At 61.3% G+C, this 15,567-nt stretch carries 15 protein-coding genes; 6 read left to right on the forward strand and 9 right to left on the reverse strand.

Going from position 1 to position 15,567, the window contains the following annotated elements; genetic code table 11:
- Nucleotides 1-11: 11 nt before the first annotated feature.
- Nucleotides 12-653, reverse strand: a complete 642-nt coding sequence (locus R3E82_05280) for an AAA family ATPase (GenBank protein ID MEZ5550278.1) — start codon at nt 651-653, stop codon at nt 12-14.
- Nucleotides 654-661: 8 nt separating this feature from the next.
- Here R3E82_05280 and R3E82_05285 point away from each other — a divergent pair, with 8 nt between their 5' ends.
- Together R3E82_05285 and R3E82_05290 are read left to right on the forward strand one after the other, a co-directional pair.
- A complete protein-coding gene (locus R3E82_05285) occupies nt 662-1,357 on the forward strand; it encodes a 4'-phosphopantetheinyl transferase superfamily protein (GenBank protein ID MEZ5550279.1) in 696 nt (231 codons plus the stop codon).
- Nucleotides 1,358-1,380: 23 nt separating this feature from the next.
- On the forward strand, nt 1,381-2,619 hold the full coding sequence (locus R3E82_05290) for a nucleoside transporter C-terminal domain-containing protein (protein MEZ5550280.1): 1,239 nt from the start codon (nt 1,381-1,383) through the stop codon (nt 2,617-2,619).
- Here the strand turns inward: R3E82_05290 and ltaE are convergent.
- The 5 genes from ltaE to hemF form a co-directional block, all read right to left on the reverse strand.
- The gene (gene ltaE / locus R3E82_05295; protein ID MEZ5550281.1) at nt 2,616-3,632 is read right to left on the reverse strand and encodes a low-specificity L-threonine aldolase; all 1,017 of its coding nucleotides are present in this window, start codon (nt 3,630-3,632) and stop codon (nt 2,616-2,618) included. The two genes, R3E82_05290 and ltaE, sit on opposite strands and share 4 nt — an antisense overlap.
- Before the next feature lie 117 nt (nt 3,633-3,749).
- The gene (locus R3E82_05300) at nt 3,750-4,160 is read right to left on the reverse strand and encodes a biopolymer transporter ExbD (protein MEZ5550282.1); all 411 of its coding nucleotides are present in this window, start codon (nt 4,158-4,160) and stop codon (nt 3,750-3,752) included.
- Nucleotides 4,161-4,259: 99 nt separating this feature from the next.
- Complete coding sequence (locus tag R3E82_05305) at nt 4,260-5,045, reverse strand: alpha/beta fold hydrolase (protein ID MEZ5550283.1); 786 nt, start codon at nt 5,043-5,045, stop codon at nt 4,260-4,262.
- Between the two features lie 65 nt (nt 5,046-5,110).
- On the reverse strand, nt 5,111-6,034 hold the full coding sequence (locus R3E82_05310) for an SMP-30/gluconolactonase/LRE family protein (GenBank protein ID MEZ5550284.1): 924 nt from the start codon (nt 6,032-6,034) through the stop codon (nt 5,111-5,113).
- Nucleotides 6,035-6,379: 345 nt separating this feature from the next.
- Entirely contained in the window at nt 6,380-7,276 is an 897-nt protein-coding gene (gene hemF / locus R3E82_05315; protein ID MEZ5550285.1) for an oxygen-dependent coproporphyrinogen oxidase, read from the reverse strand.
- Between the two features lie 250 nt (nt 7,277-7,526).
- Here hemF and R3E82_05320 point away from each other — a divergent pair, with 250 nt between their 5' ends.
- A complete protein-coding gene (locus R3E82_05320; protein MEZ5550286.1) occupies nt 7,527-9,095 on the forward strand; it encodes an AMP-binding protein in 1,569 nt (522 codons plus the stop codon).
- A gap of 127 nt (nt 9,096-9,222) precedes the next feature.
- On the opposite strand, the gene R3E82_05325 is transcribed toward R3E82_05320, so the two are convergent.
- Nucleotides 9,223-10,116: a DUF3473 domain-containing protein gene (locus tag R3E82_05325; GenBank protein MEZ5550287.1), complete on the reverse strand. Its 894-nt coding sequence runs from the start codon at nt 10,114-10,116 to the stop codon at nt 9,223-9,225.
- Nucleotides 10,117-10,403: 287 nt separating this feature from the next.
- Between R3E82_05325 and R3E82_05330 the strand changes: the two genes are divergently transcribed.
- From R3E82_05330 to R3E82_05340, 3 genes are read left to right on the forward strand one after another with little or no spacing between them, the layout of a single operon-like run.
- The gene (locus R3E82_05330; GenBank protein MEZ5550288.1) at nt 10,404-10,826 is read left to right on the forward strand and encodes an SxtJ family membrane protein; all 423 of its coding nucleotides are present in this window, start codon (nt 10,404-10,406) and stop codon (nt 10,824-10,826) included.
- 14 nt (nt 10,827-10,840) lie between these two features.
- Nucleotides 10,841-10,990 carry a DUF5989 family protein gene (locus R3E82_05335; protein MEZ5550289.1) on the forward strand — a complete coding sequence of 50 codons (150 nt, stop codon included), beginning with the start codon at nt 10,841-10,843 and terminating at the stop codon, nt 10,988-10,990.
- Between the two features lie 21 nt (nt 10,991-11,011).
- Nucleotides 11,012-12,850 (forward strand): carbamoyltransferase, encoded by a 1,839-nt coding sequence (locus R3E82_05340; GenBank protein MEZ5550290.1) that lies wholly within the window; start codon nt 11,012-11,014, stop codon nt 12,848-12,850.
- 80 nt (nt 12,851-12,930) lie between these two features.
- Here the strand turns inward: R3E82_05340 and mce are convergent, their stop codons facing one another.
- Complete coding sequence (mce, locus tag R3E82_05345) at nt 12,931-13,338, reverse strand: methylmalonyl-CoA epimerase (protein ID MEZ5550291.1); 408 nt, start codon at nt 13,336-13,338, stop codon at nt 12,931-12,933.
- Between the two features lie 4 nt (nt 13,339-13,342).
- Nucleotides 13,343-15,487, reverse strand: coding sequence for a methylmalonyl-CoA mutase (gene scpA, locus R3E82_05350; protein MEZ5550292.1), 2,145 nt, complete (start codon nt 15,485-15,487; stop codon nt 13,343-13,345).
- Between the last annotated feature and the right edge of the window lie 80 nt (nt 15,488-15,567).

A 15,567-nucleotide genomic window follows, 5' to 3' on the forward strand; every position in this document is an offset into this window, starting at 1 on the left:
ACCGAAGTCGATCAGCGCCGGGCTTCGTCCTCCGCAACCTGACAGAGCAGCGCGGGGAGAACGACAGGAGGAGAGCCGAGCCGGGTGACGATCTGCTGTGCGCAGGCTTTCGGGGTACTGCTGCTGGTATCGACTTCCAGATCATAGCCGGCACCGTGGGCGTGCACGGCGCTGAAGTGCGAAGTTGCCGTGCCGGGGAAGCGCCCGGTGCGTTTCTTCTCCCGGGCGTTTACCACATCGAGGCTGCAGCGCACACCGATGAACCAGGTGGGTATGTCCCGCAATGCCCGTGCGTAGTCCAGCAGATATTCAGGGCGAAACAGCAGGTCGTCGATAATCACGTTGTTGCCGGCACTGGCGAACGCGGCGATGGCCCGACGCATCCCGCGCAGCACCTGTTCACCATGATCTCCGAAGCGGATGTGGGTCAGCAGCTCGCCGTTCTTTTCCATGGGCACCACATTCAGACCGCGGTGTCCCGGAGTGCCGGAGGGTGAATTCAGACCTCTATAGCGACCCGGCATCCCATCCCGGAACTGATCCAGAGCGATGTGCTGATAGGGCTCGTCCAGCAGCTGCTGCAGCATGATGGCCAGCGTCGTTTTGCCGGCACTGGACGACCCGTTGAGAAAGATGATTTTGCCGACCCCCATGACCTCGGATGGTATCTGCTGGCGGCCTGGACGACAATTCAGACATGGATGCGGAGCAGATCAATCAGGCCATCGCGGCAGCGTTTTCAGCGATCGATGACTGCCGGCTTCTGGCAGGTGACATCGTCGACTGTGTGGATGCGCTCTATCCGGAGGAGCAGGTGGCTGTGGCCCAGGCGATCGGGCGCAGGCAACGGGAATTCGCCACCGGCCGGACACTGGCGCGCAGACTGATGGGCGAACTGGGCATTGCACCTGCTGCGATACCGCGCGGCGCTCAGCGACAGCCGGTGTGGCCTGCCGGTGTGGTCGGCAGCCTGACCCATGCCGAGCGGGTCGCGGTGGCAGCGCTCGCAACCAGCGCAAAGTGCCGCGCCCTGGGCATCGATATCGAGATTGCGGATCGGGTCGGTCCGGAGCTCTATCCGAAGCTCTTCCGGCCTGCGGAGCTGAGTGCGATCGATGGTGACAGACGCCTGGCGGGACTGATGTTCAGCGCCAAGGAGGCGGGCTACAAAGCCACCTGTGCCCTGGCTCCGCGCTTTGTCGCGTTCCGGGATGCTGAAATCGACATTGACCAGGAGCAGCAACGCTTCGGGTTCCGCTATCTGGGAGATCACACCCCCAGCGCGGTGATGGAGGAGGGCAGCGGCCGCTATCTGTTCTGCGGGCCTTATGTGCTGAGCCTGTTTATCATCCGCTGATCGTTCAGCGGATTCGTGAAAACATGCAGGCAGTGCTCGGCGTCGGCGTTCTGGTGGGTCTTGCCTGGATTCTGAGCGAAGCCAGAGAACAGGTGCGCTGGCGCGTGGTCGTAGTGGGTCTGGTCATTCAGCTGTTGCTCGCCTTTGTGCTGTTGCGGGTGCCGTTTTTCAGCGAGTGGCTGCTGCTGCTCAACTCGGTGGTGCACGCGATCGAGCGGGCGACCATGGTGGGTGCGAGCTTCGTGTTCGGCTACCTCAGTGGTGGACCGCAGCCGTTCGAGGTTACGGCGGGTGGCGCGCTGTATCTCTTCGCCTTTCGGGTTCTGCCCCAGATACTGCTTTTCAGTGTGCTGGTCGCCCTGTTCTGGTACTGGCGCATTCTGCCCGCGGTGATCCGGGGCTTTGGTGCCGTGCTGCGACGGCTGATGGGCATCAGCGGCCCCCTGGGTACTGCGGCAGCATCCAGTGTGTTTCTGGGTATGGTTGAGACACCGCTCGTTGTGCGGGCCTATCTCGCCAGCATGTCGCGTTCCGAGCTTTTCACGGTGATGACCTGTGGCATGTCGACCGTTGCCGGTTCGATCATGGTGCTCTACGCCAGCGTCCTGCTTCCGGTGATCCCGGGGGCGCTCGGTCATGTGCTCATCGCCTCGGTCATCAACGTGATTGGTGCGGTGTTCATTTCACGACTCATGATTCCGGCACCGGCGGGGGTGCCAGCCCAGGCAACAGAGACCGGCCTGCATTATTCGAGCAATATGGATGCGATCACCCAGGGCACCGCAGACGGCCTGCGGCTGGCAGTGAACGTGGGCGCGATGGTGATCGTGCTGGTGAGTCTGGTGGCGCTGGTGAACCAGGCGTTCGAGTCAGTCATTGTGCTCGGCGCACCGCTGACACTGGAGCGCATCATGGGCTGGGTGTTTGCGCCCGTGGCCTGGCTGATGGGCATTCCCTGGGCCGAGGCCCAGGCTGCCGGTGCGCTGCTCGGCACCAAACTGATTCTCAACGAACTGGTCGCCTATCTGCAGCTGGCGGCGCTGCCCGAGGGTACCCTGAGCAAGGACAGCGTGCTGGTGATGACCTACGGTCTGTGCGGTTTTGCCAACTTCGGCAGTCTCGGGATCATGCTCGGCGGGCTCAATACCCTCGTCCCCGAACGACGCAGTGAAATATTAAACATAGCTCCTAAGACGTTGATATCAGGAACTATTGTTACCTGCATTACCGGCGCGGTGGTGGCACTGGCGGGGTTGATCTAGCAGCCGGTTGCACTCCGGGGAAAGGCGCGAATGGCTGCCTCGATCGCGGCGACGTCGTCGTCGCTGACGTCCAGGTGTACGACCCATCTTGGACCTCGAATCCGGATACTGAACTGGGAGAAATGCGCGATGAGGCGCTGCATATCTGCTTCCGCGCATTTCACGAATACCATGTTCGTATGCGCCCGGGCCGATCCGGCCAGGTGTTCGTTCATCACCGCAGCGATCCGTGCTGCTCTGTCATGGTCTTCTGCGAGACGATGGACATTGTGCTCGAGGGCATAGAGTCCTGCCGCCGCAATGACACCGGCCTGGCGCATGCCGCCGCCCACCATCTTGCGCCAGCGGCGCGCGGCGCGGATGAAGTCGCGGGTACCCACCAGCACCGATCCGACGGGTGCGCCAAGGCCTTTGGAAAGACATACCGAGACGCTGTCGCAATGCGCGGCAATGGCCTGTGGGGCGCTTTGTGTTGCCACCACGGCGTTGAAGTAACGGGCGCCGTCGAGATGCAGTGCGAGCTGGTGTTTCGAGACCAGGGCGCGCGCCCGCGCAAAGTAGTCGGGGCCCGCGGCTCTGCCGGCCTGGGTGTTTTCGAGACAGAGCAGGCGCGTCCGGGCGAAGTGCACGTCATCGGGTTTGATGAGTGTTTCCACAGTGGCGAGGTCCAGAGTGCCGTCCGCTGCGAAGGGCAGGGTCTGGGGCTGAATACCGCCCAGGGCGGCCGCCCCACCGCCTTCATACCAGAACGTGTGCGCTGTCGCGCCGGCGATGTATTCGTCGCCGCGCTGGCAGTGGGTGAGCAGGGCGATCAGATTGGACTGGGTACCGGATGCGACGAACAGACCGGCCTGTTTCCCCAGCATTTCCGCTGTGCGAGCTTCCAGTGCGTTGACGGTCGGATCTTCGCCGTACACATCGTCGCCGACCTCGGCCCGGTACATGGCGTCCCGCATGCCCGGACTCGGCCGGGTCACGGTATCGCTGCGCAGATCAATCCAGTGGTCGCTCATGAGGGTGCCTGATGGTGGCAATTGCTGCGGATCAGTAACCGCCTGTTCTGATTCGACACAAAAAAAAGGCCGGGAAACCCGGCCTGGTAGTTGTTTTCCTTAAGATCTTCGGGCTCGTCAGTTGGATGCCAGTGACACGTTATAGACGCCTGCCTGGCGCGCCGAGTCGAAGACGTGAACCATGGTCTCGGTACGGCTGTCCGGGTGGGGCTGAATGATCACCGGTGCTTCCGGATTCTCGGCGTGCAGACGCTCGATGTTGGCCCGCACCGAGCGGAAGTCCACATCCCGCTGAGCGATGATGATCCGGTCCCGGTCGGTGATCCGTACGACGATGCTCTTTTTATTCGGGTCGACGGTCTTGGGTTTGTCATCGTCAGGCTGGTTTACATCCAGGCCGACTTCCTTGACGAAGGTGGCGGTCACGATGAAGAAAATCAGCATGATGAACACCACGTCGAGCATGGGTGTCAGGTTGATCTGCTCGTCGTGTTCGTCGTCCCGGCTGTTTCCGAATGGTCTTCGCACTGCTTTCCCCCCGAAAGCCCTCGAACAAGCGATGTAGTGTACTGAGGTCGATCCGCTCTGCCTAGTCTCTGTGAGGCTTGCTCAGAGCGGACCAGCCGTTCAATCGGCCGGCCGGCTCGCACCGGCCGGGAAGACGCCTTCCAGAAAGCGGCCAACCGCCTGATTGAAGCGCTCCGGCTGATCGATGTTGGCCACGTGACCGGCGCCTTCGAGTATCACCTTGACCGCCCCGGGGATACGCGAGGCCATGTAATCCGTTGCGCCGAGGAACGCCTTGTCGTCGGCGCCAACCAGGACCAGGGTCGGCACTGAAATGCCCGGCAGGCTGTCGATGACGGTGGAATCCGCCTGGGGCAGGATGCCCTCGGCGGCGAGGGCCAGACCTTCTGCGCTCCGGTGCAGTCCGCCGTGCGCTTCGAACTGACCTTCGAGGCTATCGATACCTCTGCGGCGGAAATAGCGCGCCCGGCCTCTGGCCATTTCGTTCCAGCCCTCCCGGCCTTCCGCTTTACGGAATCCCGGACCGGTGTCGAACAGCATCAGACTGTGAACCCGTTCCGGATGCTTCACGTGAAACGCCAGTGACAGGTAGCCGCCCAGCGAGAGGCCGCCGATCACCGCCGTTTGCGCGCCGACCGCGTCCAGAATTGCCTGCATGTCTGCAAGGGTGTGGGCCTCGGTGTAGCAGGCCGGATCTGTTGGCGAATCGGAACGGCCGTGGCCGCGGATGTCCCAGACCACCACCTGATAACGGTCTGCGAGTGCGGCGACCTGGCCCTGCCACATGTGGCCCGTGCCACTGTAGCCGTGAGAAAGCAGCACGGTGGGACCGGAGCCTGTTGCTTCGTAGAAAATGCGTACACCGTCGCGGTCGAGATAGGCCATCAGTCATTTCCTCAGCTAAAAAAAGCGCAAAGTCCCCGCCCGGAATTCGGCCCGGCCCGGGGTCATCATCGGTTCAGAAAATTCAGGGGGAGGCCGGCGCTGGGCCAGGGGAGCGAGACCAGTTTACCGGTTGTAGAAAGGGTGATGAAGGCCGTGCGCAGGTCGGTCCCGCCGAAACAGATGTTGGTGGTCAGGATGTCCGGCATGGGGATATGTTCGGGTTTACCGCCCCGTGGGTCGAGAATGGTAATCCCGCCGTCGATGAGGGTGGCGATGCAGACCCGGCCTTCGGCATCAACCGCAAGGGAGTCGAACAGAAAGTAGCCGCTGCGACCGGGAATCAGACGGCCGCCATCCGGCCTGTCCTGGCGTCTTTTGTCGACGACGCCCGGAGCCGACAGGGTATAAGCCCAGAGCCTGCCCGTGGTGGTTTCGGCGATGTAGAGTTCGTCTTCAGCCGGTGCAAGGCCGATACCATTCGGTCCTTCGAGCGGGAAGATCACCTCTTCGATCGCGCTGCCATCGGCCTTGGCGTAATACACGCCGGTGCGGTCCCGCTCCCGGGCGCGCGTCTTGCCGTGATCGGTGAACCAGAAACCGCCGGTCCGATCGAATACCAGATCGTTGGGCCCGCGCAGCGGCTGGCCGTTGCAGTTGGTGTAGAGGACCTCCACCTGGCCGGTTTCCAGATCGACGGCTTCGATGCGGCCGCTGGAATAATTCTCCGGTTCCTCACCGGGGAGCAGTCGTCCATCCGGAAGTTCGATCCATTTGAAGCCGCCGTTGTTGCAGACATAACAGCGCCCGTCCGGACCGATGGCCGCCCCGTTGGGTCCGCCACCCAGTCTCGCGACGACCGACACCTCACCGTCCACCACCCGTGACAGGGTACCCCGCGCGATCTCCACCAGCAGCACGCTGCCGTCGGGCAGGGCGATCGGACCTTCGGGGAAACGCAGGCCTTCGGCGACCAGGGTGGGCTCTGTCATCGGGATCCGTCCGGTAGTGCGGGATCGCGCATTCTAGCGGGCCCGGGTCGGGGGTTGGAACCGACAGATGCGTTCTCTGCCAGTTTCGTTAAACACGCCGGATCTGTTACTGATCGAAACAGGGATTCGGGGTGCAGTGTTACCAGAAGACCAGGTCGCTGAACCTGGGTTATGCACATTCCTGGAATCGGCCGAGTTACCGAGGTGTTGTCAGAATTGTTAGAGGAAAAATATATAACTTATTAATAAATAAGAAATAAATTGAATCCAAACTGGCGAAATTGACCCCATGCTACACGGATGTTCATTTCTCCCCGATTTAATCCCCAGAGTTATCCACAAGTCTCACAGCCACGCTTTCGCCGGCAGAAAATCCGTGTAGAGGGCGGCTTCCGGAGTTCCGGGTTCGGGCTGGAAGTCGTATTTCCAGACCACCAGTGGTGGCAGCGACGCCAGCACGGATTCCACCCGGCGGCCACTCTGCAGCCCATAGCGGGTGCCGCGATCGATGGCCAGATTGAACTCCGCGTAGCGGCCGCGGCGGTAGAGCTGCCAGTCGCGCTGCCGGGCGCCGTATCCGGTGTTCATGCGCTTCGTGAAGATGGGCTGGTAGGCGGGCAGGAAGTGATCGCCGACAGCCCGGGTGAGGGCGAAGGCGGGCTCGAACCCGCCTTCGGTCCAGTCATCGAAAAACACACCGCCAATGCCCCGGCACTCCTGGCGGTGAGCGAGGTAGAAATACTCATCGCAGGCTTTCTTCAGTTGCGGGTAGTGATCGCCGGTCGCGGCCCGGGCCTGCGTGTGCCAGTGCACGCAGTCTTCGACGAAGCCATAGCAGGGGGTGAGATCGAAGCCACCCCCGAAGTACCACACCGGTTCCTCTGCCTCGACCAGAAAAAACCGCAGATTCGCGTGGGTTGTCGGCACATAGGGGTTGCGCGGGTGCACGATCAGGGAGATGGCGGCGGCCTGAAAGCTCTGCCCCGCCAGTTGCGGATTACGCTCGGTGGCGGCGGGGGGCAGTGCAGCACCCAGACTGTGGGTGAACTGGACGGCCGCTTTTTCGATGTGGAGGCCGTCTTCCAGGACGCGAGGCCGGGACAGGGCGCCGCCGGGGCCGGGCAGATCCTCCCTGCGGAAGGTGTTACGGGTGTCGAGCGCTTCCAGCGTTTCGACAATCCGATCCTGCAGGCTCATGAAGTAGCTGCGCACGGCGCTTATGTCGGGGGGCATGTTATTCATCGTCCTGGTGATCTGCTTTGCTGGTCATCTTTCGAGTGCTCTGGTGCGGCTGCCGCACCGGACGCTTAGTGTAGCCGCCCGCGACAACTTACATCACCGAATACCCGTTATGCCGAGAAATCCGCATGATCCGGGTCTGTATCGTTGTAACATCTGGTCCGGTCAGCAACTGGCTGCCATTGGAAACGGGATACGACTGAGAAAGCACACTGAATGCCAGGAAGAACAATTGGCAATAGGGCAGTCTGCCGTGACAGCTGAAGCAACCGGGCCGCCGGGTTCGCTGCCTGCGCTGTTTGCGCGGTCTGTCGAACGCTGGCCGCAAAGCCCGGCAGTGCGCGCAGGCGAAAAGGAACTCAACTATCGGCAGCTCCAGGAGGAGGTGCAGCACCTGGCCCGCGGATTGCGCGGCCTGGGTGTGGTATCCGGCGACCGGGTCGCCGTGTTTCTGCCGAAGCGGATAGAGACCGTGGTGTCGATGCTGGCCGTGCTTGCCGCCGATGCGGTGCTCGTGCCGGTCAATCCTGCACTGAAGCCGGCCCAGGTCGAGCACATTCTCCGCAACTGCACACCCAGAGTTCTGATCACACTGGAAGATCGTGCCGGAGGGCTTGCCCATTATCTGGATTCGGAAGCGCCGGGCCCCGTGGTGGTGAGAGTTGATTCACCCTCGGGTCCGGAGCGTCGCGATGGCAATGCCTGGGTGGCACTCAACCGTACCGGTACGGGCGGGGAGGAAAATTTCCAGCTCGCCTCACCCCTTGCAGCACTGCTTTATACCTCCGGCACCACCGGTCTGCCGAAAGGCGTGATGGTCAGCCACAGCAATCTGGCTTTCGGTGTAGACAGCGTGGTGACGTATCTCGGAATCGATCACACCGATCGAATCCTCTGTTCGTTGCCGTTCAGTTTTGACTACGGCCTGAATCAGTTGCTCAGTGCGGTGGCTGTGGGAGCCTGTGCGGTGCTTCTGGATTACTTCCACGCGCAACAGGTGCTGCGTACCGTGGAGAGCGAACGCATTACGGCACTTGCGGGTGTACCGACGATGTGGGTGCAGCTCGCCGCCCAGGAATGGCCGCGCGATGTTGCCCGCAGTCTGCGCTATATCACCAATTCCGGTGACCGGCTGCCGCCGCGCACCCTCGCCATCCTGAGAGACCGGCTCCCCGATGCGCGCATATTCCTGATGTATGGTTTCACCGAAGCGTTCCGCGGCGCTTTTCTCGATCCGCAGCTGCTCGACACCCACGCGGACTCCATCGGTAAACCGGTGCCCCATTCGCAATTCGACATTATCGATGACTCGGGCGAGAGTCTGCCGCCCGGAGAAGTGGGAGAACTCGTGCAGCGGGGACCGCTGGTAACCTGCGGCTACTGGCAGGACGCGATGAAAACCGGCGCCAAGTTTGCGCCGACGAAATCCGATGGTCTGCATGCGGACTGGGTGCGATCGGGGGACCTTGCCTGGCGTGATGAAGACGGCTTCTACTACTTCATGGGTCGGGTCGACCATCTGATCAAGACCGCCGGCTATCGTGTCAGTCGGACCGAAGTCGAGGAGGTGCTGCACAGCAGCGGTCTGGTGCTGGATGCCGCGGTGGTCGGCAGACCGCATCCGGTGTGGGGCAGTCAGGTCATCGCCTTTGTGTCCGCACCCGCCGGTGGCACGGTCGATGTGGAGGCACTCCTGCAGCATTGCCGCCGCAACCTCCCCAGATACATGGTGCCGAATCAGGTGGGTCTGCTCGCAGAAGTTCCGAAGACGGCCAACGCCAAGATCGACTATGAATCACTGCGCGACAGGCATTGTGACTGAGCCGATCGGCAACTGACGCCCTGCCTGCTGCAGATGCTCGGGAACAGACTCCGTCCGTGCTGCTGGCAACTGGTGTCATCGGCTCAGGTTCGGTAAGCAGGGCAGGGCGCCCAGGCGCGAAATTTCTCTAGTAGGAGTGCACGGGCAGATCCGCCACGTGATAGTTGCGGGCGATGCTGTCGCTCACCGTGGAAAAGCGGAAGTCCTGCAGCAGCCGCACCAGCCGGCTGCGGCACTTCTCGAGATTGTTGTAGTGACGGAAGCGGGAGAAGGCACCGGCATCGATGCGTGGCTGCTCCGGATCGATTTCCCAGGGGTGCAGATAGAACATGAAGGGCCGGTGCTGTGCATTGACCCGCCGGGCCAGCATGCGGCTCAGGGCGTAGGGGTACAGACGGAAGTAGCCGCCTCCGGAGACCGGCAGGGTCAAGCCGGCGACCTTCAGGGTGGAGATGGGAAATTCCAGCAGCTCACCGCCGCCGTCAAGCTGCAGGCGATGGGGGTAGATCGGACCCCCTGCCAGCCCGTACAGGTCGTGGCGGATGGGGAAGATGCTCGAATCCGTGCGGAAGCCGCACTCGTAAAGAATATCGAGCGCCCACAGGGATTGTGCGGTAATCGAATAGCTCGCCGCGCGATAGGAGGTGATCGGCGTACCGGTGAGATCCTCGAGCAGTGCTTTCGAGCGCCGGGTTTCCTCACGGAATTCCGCCGGGTCCTGGCGATAGATGAGCCTGTGGCTGTAGCCGTGGCTGGCCACTTCGTGACCGGCGGCGGCGATGGCCTTCACCAGATCCGGTTCCCGCTCCGCCACCCAGCCGAGCACGTAGAAGGTTGCCCTGGTGCCGGCTTCACTGAGCAGATCGAGGAGCCCGCGGGTGTTGGCGTCGACGCGCCGCGGCCGGTCGTTCCAGGATGCGCGATCGATGGCGGCATCGAAGGCGGCCACATGGAAATAGTCTTCCACATCGAAGGAAAGGGCGTTGACGATCGAGGCCGTGCTGACGGTGGTTGCATCCATGCGCGTGGCATACTACCCGCATTCAGCAGGAATGTTGTGAGCGGCCGGTCAACAAATCGCCTCAGTTTGTCGGCACGCCGCCGTCCCGATCCGATGGCAGTGGGCCGTCTGCCCTTTGTCGCGGCCAATCCTGGGATGAAATGTCATCAATCTGGTCATTCGTGCCGTCGACACTGGCAGACGCCGAATCCTGTGGCACACAGATTCATGCACAGAAATACAAATTGAGCCTTGAGGTTGCCGGTGCGGAGTCCGTAGGCTGCGACTTTCGTATGGAGAGGCAGCGCGTGAGCGGTCACGAAACCATCGTCAGACATGATGTCATTGAACCCGGCAGCGATCGCAGCTTCGGCCTGATCGTGGGCGGCATTCTCGCCGCGATCGGCGCCTACCAGTACTGGTCGGGCAACAGTCTGTATCCCTGGTTCGCGGGTATCGGGACTGTGTTAGTCGCCGGGGGACTGATCCTGCCGCGGGCTTTACACCCGCTCAACCTGGCGTGGACTCACTTAGGTGTGCTGCTCGGGCGCATCGTTACACCCGTGGTCATGTTTCTGGTGTACCTGGTGTCCATCGTGCCGATCGGCCTGATCCTGCGCGCATCGGGTAAGGACCTGCTCAGACTCAAGCGCAAAGCCGCCCATGAGAGTTACTGGATCGAGCGAACCCCGCCGGGTCCGCCCCCGGAAAGCCTGAAAGATCAGTTTTAGAGCGAGGAAACACTATGTCGTTTGTGCGTGAGCTGTGGAAATTCATGCGGGTGCGGAAGAAATTCTGGCTGGCCCCGATTCTGCTGGTACTGGCCCTGTTTGGCGGACTCATCGTGTTGACGCAAGGCTCCGCGGTCGCACCATTCATCTACACCCTGTTCTAAACAGGCTAAGGGCAGTCCCAGATGCAGGTTCTCGGAATCTCCGCGTTTTATCACGACAGCGCGGCGGCACTGATTCGCGACGGTGAAATCGTCGCTGCCGCCCAGGAAGAGCGTTTCACGCGCAAGAAGCACGACAGTGGTTTCCCGCAACATGCGATTGAATACTGCCTGCGTGAAGCGGGCTGCACGCTTGGGGAGATCGATCATGTCGCCTTCTACGACAAACCCTTCCTGAAGTTCGAGCGGCTGCTGGAAACTTACCTCGCCTTCGCACCGAAGGGCTTTCGATCATTCAATCTGTCGGTACCCGTCTGGCTGCGGGAAAAGCTGTTCCAGAAAAGTCTGCTGATCGATGAATTCAAAAAATTCGATGAAGCGACGAACTGGGAGGACAAACTGCTCTTCTCTGAGCACCACCTCAGCCATGCGGCTTCCGCATTTTATCCGTCACCTTTCGAGGAAGCCGTGGTGCTCACGATGGATGGCGTCGGGGAGTGGGCGACCACCTCGGTCGCCATTGGCTCGGGCAACAAACTCGAGGTGCGCAAGGAAATCCACTTCCCCCACTCTCTGGGGCTGCTGTATTCGGCTTTCACGTACTACACCGGTTTCAAGGTCAATTCCGGGGAATACAAGCTCATGGGTCTGGCGCCCTACGGGGCACCGAAATATGTCGATCTGATCTATAAGCATCTGGTCGACGTGAAAGAGGATGGTTCCTTCTGGTTGAATCAGGATTACTTCAATTACTGCACCGGCCTGACCATGACCAACGACCGCTTCGCCGAAATATTCGGTGAACCGGCACGGCTGGCTGAAGGTCGGCTGACCCAGTTCCACATGGACGTGGCGGCCTCCATTCAACAGGTCACCGAAGATGTGGTGCTGAAAATCGTCAATGCACTCGCGAGAGAGTACGACTGCCCGAATCTGTGCCTTGCTGGCGGGGTGGCGCTCAACTGTGTGGCGAACGGCAAGGTGGAAGCAGCTGGCGGATTCAGGAACCTCTGGGTGCAGCCGGCCAGCGGAGATGCCGGGGGATCGCTGGGGGCGGCATTAACCACCTACTATCATCACCTCGGCAAGCCGCGAACGGTCGATCACAAGGCCCTCGATGCGATGTCCGGCAGCTATCTGGGGCCGGAGTATTCCCAGAGCGAGATCGAACAGGCCCTGACAGGCGCCGGGGCGAAATTCAGTGTGTTGCCCGAAGCAGAAATGATTGCAACCTGTGCAGCCGCCATTGCAGAAGACAAAGTCATCGGCTGGATGCAGGGGCGCATGGAGTTCGGGCCGCGGGCCCTCGGCGGGCGATCCATCATAGGCAGCGCGGTGTCTGCCAGTGCGCAGAAGCAGATCAATCTCAAGATCAAGTACCGGGAGAGCTTCCGGCCCTTCGCACCATCGGTGTTGCGTGAAAAGGTCGGCGAGTGGTTCGAGCTGGATGGCGACAGTCCGTACATGCTGCTCGTGAAGGATGTGACCGACGAGCGCCGGATTCCGATGAGTGACGAACAGAAAGAGCTGTTCGGTATCGAAAAGCTCAATGTGGCCCGCTCGACGATTCCCGCGGTAACACACGTCGACTACTCGGCCCGGATTCAAACCGTGCACGCCGAAACCAATCCCCGCTACCACGAGCTGATCCGCAAGGTGGACGAACTTACCGGTGTGCCGGTGGTGGTGAATACCTCGTTCAATGTGCGTGGGGAACCCATCGTGTGCACACCGGAAGATGCGTTCCGCTGCTTCATGGGTACGGAAATGGACGTGCTGGCGGTTGGCAACTGTGTGCTGCACAAGGCGGATCAGGACCCGGCACTGAAGATCGATTACAAGGATGCGTTCGAGCTGGATTGACGGCCGTCGCAGGCGCCTGGCAATTTGCCGGTCGGGTACGCCCGTACCCCCCGACCGACGCAGGATGCAGGGCGCCCGGCTCAGCCGACTTCTTCGAGTTCCACCAGTGTGCCGAATGCATCCTTGGGATGCAGGAAGACCACCGGTAAGCCATGGGCACCGATGCTCGGTTTGCCATCCCCCAGTACGGTCAAGCCTTCCGCGGTCAGCTTGCTGATTGCCGCATGGATGTCCGTGACTTCATAGCAGACATGGTGCATGCCGCCCTTCGGATTGCTGTCGAGAAATTTCGCGACCGGTGATTTCTCCCCGAGCGGATGCAGCAGTTCGATCTTGGTGTTCGGCAGATTCACGAACACAGTGGTAACCCCCTGTGCGGGCAGGTCTTTCGGCTCCGAGACATCGGCGCCAAAGCTGGTTCGATAGAGGTCGGCCGCCGCGGCCAGATCCGGCACCACGATGGCCACGTGATTGAGTTTTCCGATCATGGAGTTACCTGTTTTTACCTGGAATCATCTGCAGGATGCTGCTGGCAGCATCCAGAATATTGGTGCCGGGTCCGAAAATGCCGCTGACGCCGCAATCGTAGAGGAACTGATAGTCGCGCTTCGGAATCACGCCGCCCACCACGACCACTGTGTCTTCGCAGCCCGCCTGTTTGAGCTGTTCGATGAGTTCCGGCACGATGGTGCGATGCGCCCCTGCCAGTGTTGACACACCCACCACATGCACGTCGAGTTCGGCCGCGCGCCGGGCGGCTTCGGCGGGAGACTGGAAGAGCTCGCTGAGTGTTACGGCAAAGCCGGTATCGTTGAAGGCGCTGGAAATCGCCTTGGCACCGCGATCGTGGCCGTCCTGGCCTATCTTCACTACGAATATGCCGGGTTTTCTGCCTTCGAGTTCGGTGAACAGCTTGATCTCTTCCTGTACCCGGGTGTAGCCGGGGTCATCACCGTAGGCTTCGTTGAAAATACCGGCGCGGATGGGCGCTGTGGTGCGGTAGCGCTGCCACCGGGTGGCGAGCGCTTCGGAAATCTCACCGACCGTGGCCCGGTGACGGGCCGCTTCCACGGCGAGCGCCAGGAGGTTTTTGCCGGGATCTGATGCGGCTGCAGACAACGCGCTGAGGGCTTTTTCTACTGCGGCCTGATCGCGGGTGCCGCGGATGGCTTGCAGGCGCCGGATCTGATTCTTCAGCACCTTGGAGTTGTCGATGTCCAGCGCATCGATCTCCATGTCGTCCTTGACCGGATACTTGTTGACGCCGATCACCACATCTTCGCCACGTTCGATCCGGGCCTGACGACGGGCTGCGGATTCTTCGATATAACGCATGGGAATGCCCTGTTCGATGGCATGGGTCATGCCGCCCGCGGCCTCCGCCTCCGCAATGAGTATGCGCGCCTCCACCACCATGGCGTGGGTCAGGCTCTCCAGGTAGTAGCTGCCGCCGAGCGGGTCCACCACCCGGGTGATCTGGGTTTCTTCGGCGATGATGGACTGGGTGTTACGGGCGATACGGGCAGAGAAGGGCGTGGGCAGCGCAATCGCTTCATCGAAGGCGTTGGTATGCAGGCTCTGGGTACCGCCGAGCACAGCCGCCAGGGCTTCGATGGTGGTTCGTACCACGTTGTTATAGGGGTCCTGCTCCTGCAGTGATACGCCTGAAGTCTGGCAATGGGTGCGCAGCATGCTCGAGGCCGGGTTCTTCGGATTGAACTGGGCCATGGCTTCGTGCCAGAGCACCCGGGCGGCGCGCAACTTGGCGATTTCCATGAAAAAGTTCATACCGATGCAGAAAAAGAACGACAGGCGTGGCGCAAATTTGTCCACCGGCTGACCGGCCTTTATGGCCGCACGCACGTATTCAATGCCATCGGCGATGGTGAATGCCAGTTCCTGCACGCAGTTGGCCCCGGCTTCCTGCATGTGATAGCCGGAAATCGAGATCGAGTTGAACTTCGGCATATGATCGGCGGTGTAGGCGATGATGTCCGCCACGATGCGCATGCTCGGTTCGGGGGGATAGATATAGGTGTTGCGCACCATGAACTCTTTCAGAATGTCGTTCTGGATGGTTCCGGAGAGCTTCGAGGGGTCGATGCCCTGTTCCTCGGCCGCCACGATGTAGCTGGCGAGAATCGGCAACACGGCGCCGTTCATGGTCATGGAGACGGACATTTCATCCAGCGGAATGCCGTCGAAGAGGATCTTCATGTCTTCGACGGTGTCGATGGCAACACCCGCCATGCCGACATCCTGGGCGACCAGGGGATTGTCCGAGTCATAGCCGCGGTGAGTGGCAAGGTCGAAGGCGACCGACAGGCCTTTCTGGCCCGCGGCAAGGTTGTCGCGGTAGAAGCGGTTGGATTCCTCGGCCGTGGAGAAGCCCGCATACTGGCGCACGGTCCAGGGTCGGTTGGCGTACATCGACGCCCTCGGGCCCCGCAGGTAGGGTGCAAGGCCGGGTAGTGTGTTTACCTGTTCAGCCGCTTCCAGATCGGCCAGAGTGTAGAGCGGCTTGATCTGGATGCCTTCCGGGGACTGCCAGTAGAGGGAGTCGAGCGGCCGGCCGCGGAGTTCGTCTTCGACCTGGGCCTGCCAGGCTGCGAGGTCATCGGGCTGTGATTTGGGCATCGTGGGCTGTTTCCTGATGTCAGTCATGCAATCAATCCATCGGCATCATCGTCTAATCTGGTCAGACCAGGCGCCACATT

The organism is Pseudomonadales bacterium (genome assembly GCA_041395945.1).
Taxonomy (GTDB): domain Bacteria; phylum Pseudomonadota; class Gammaproteobacteria; order Pseudomonadales; family Azotimanducaceae; genus SZUA-309.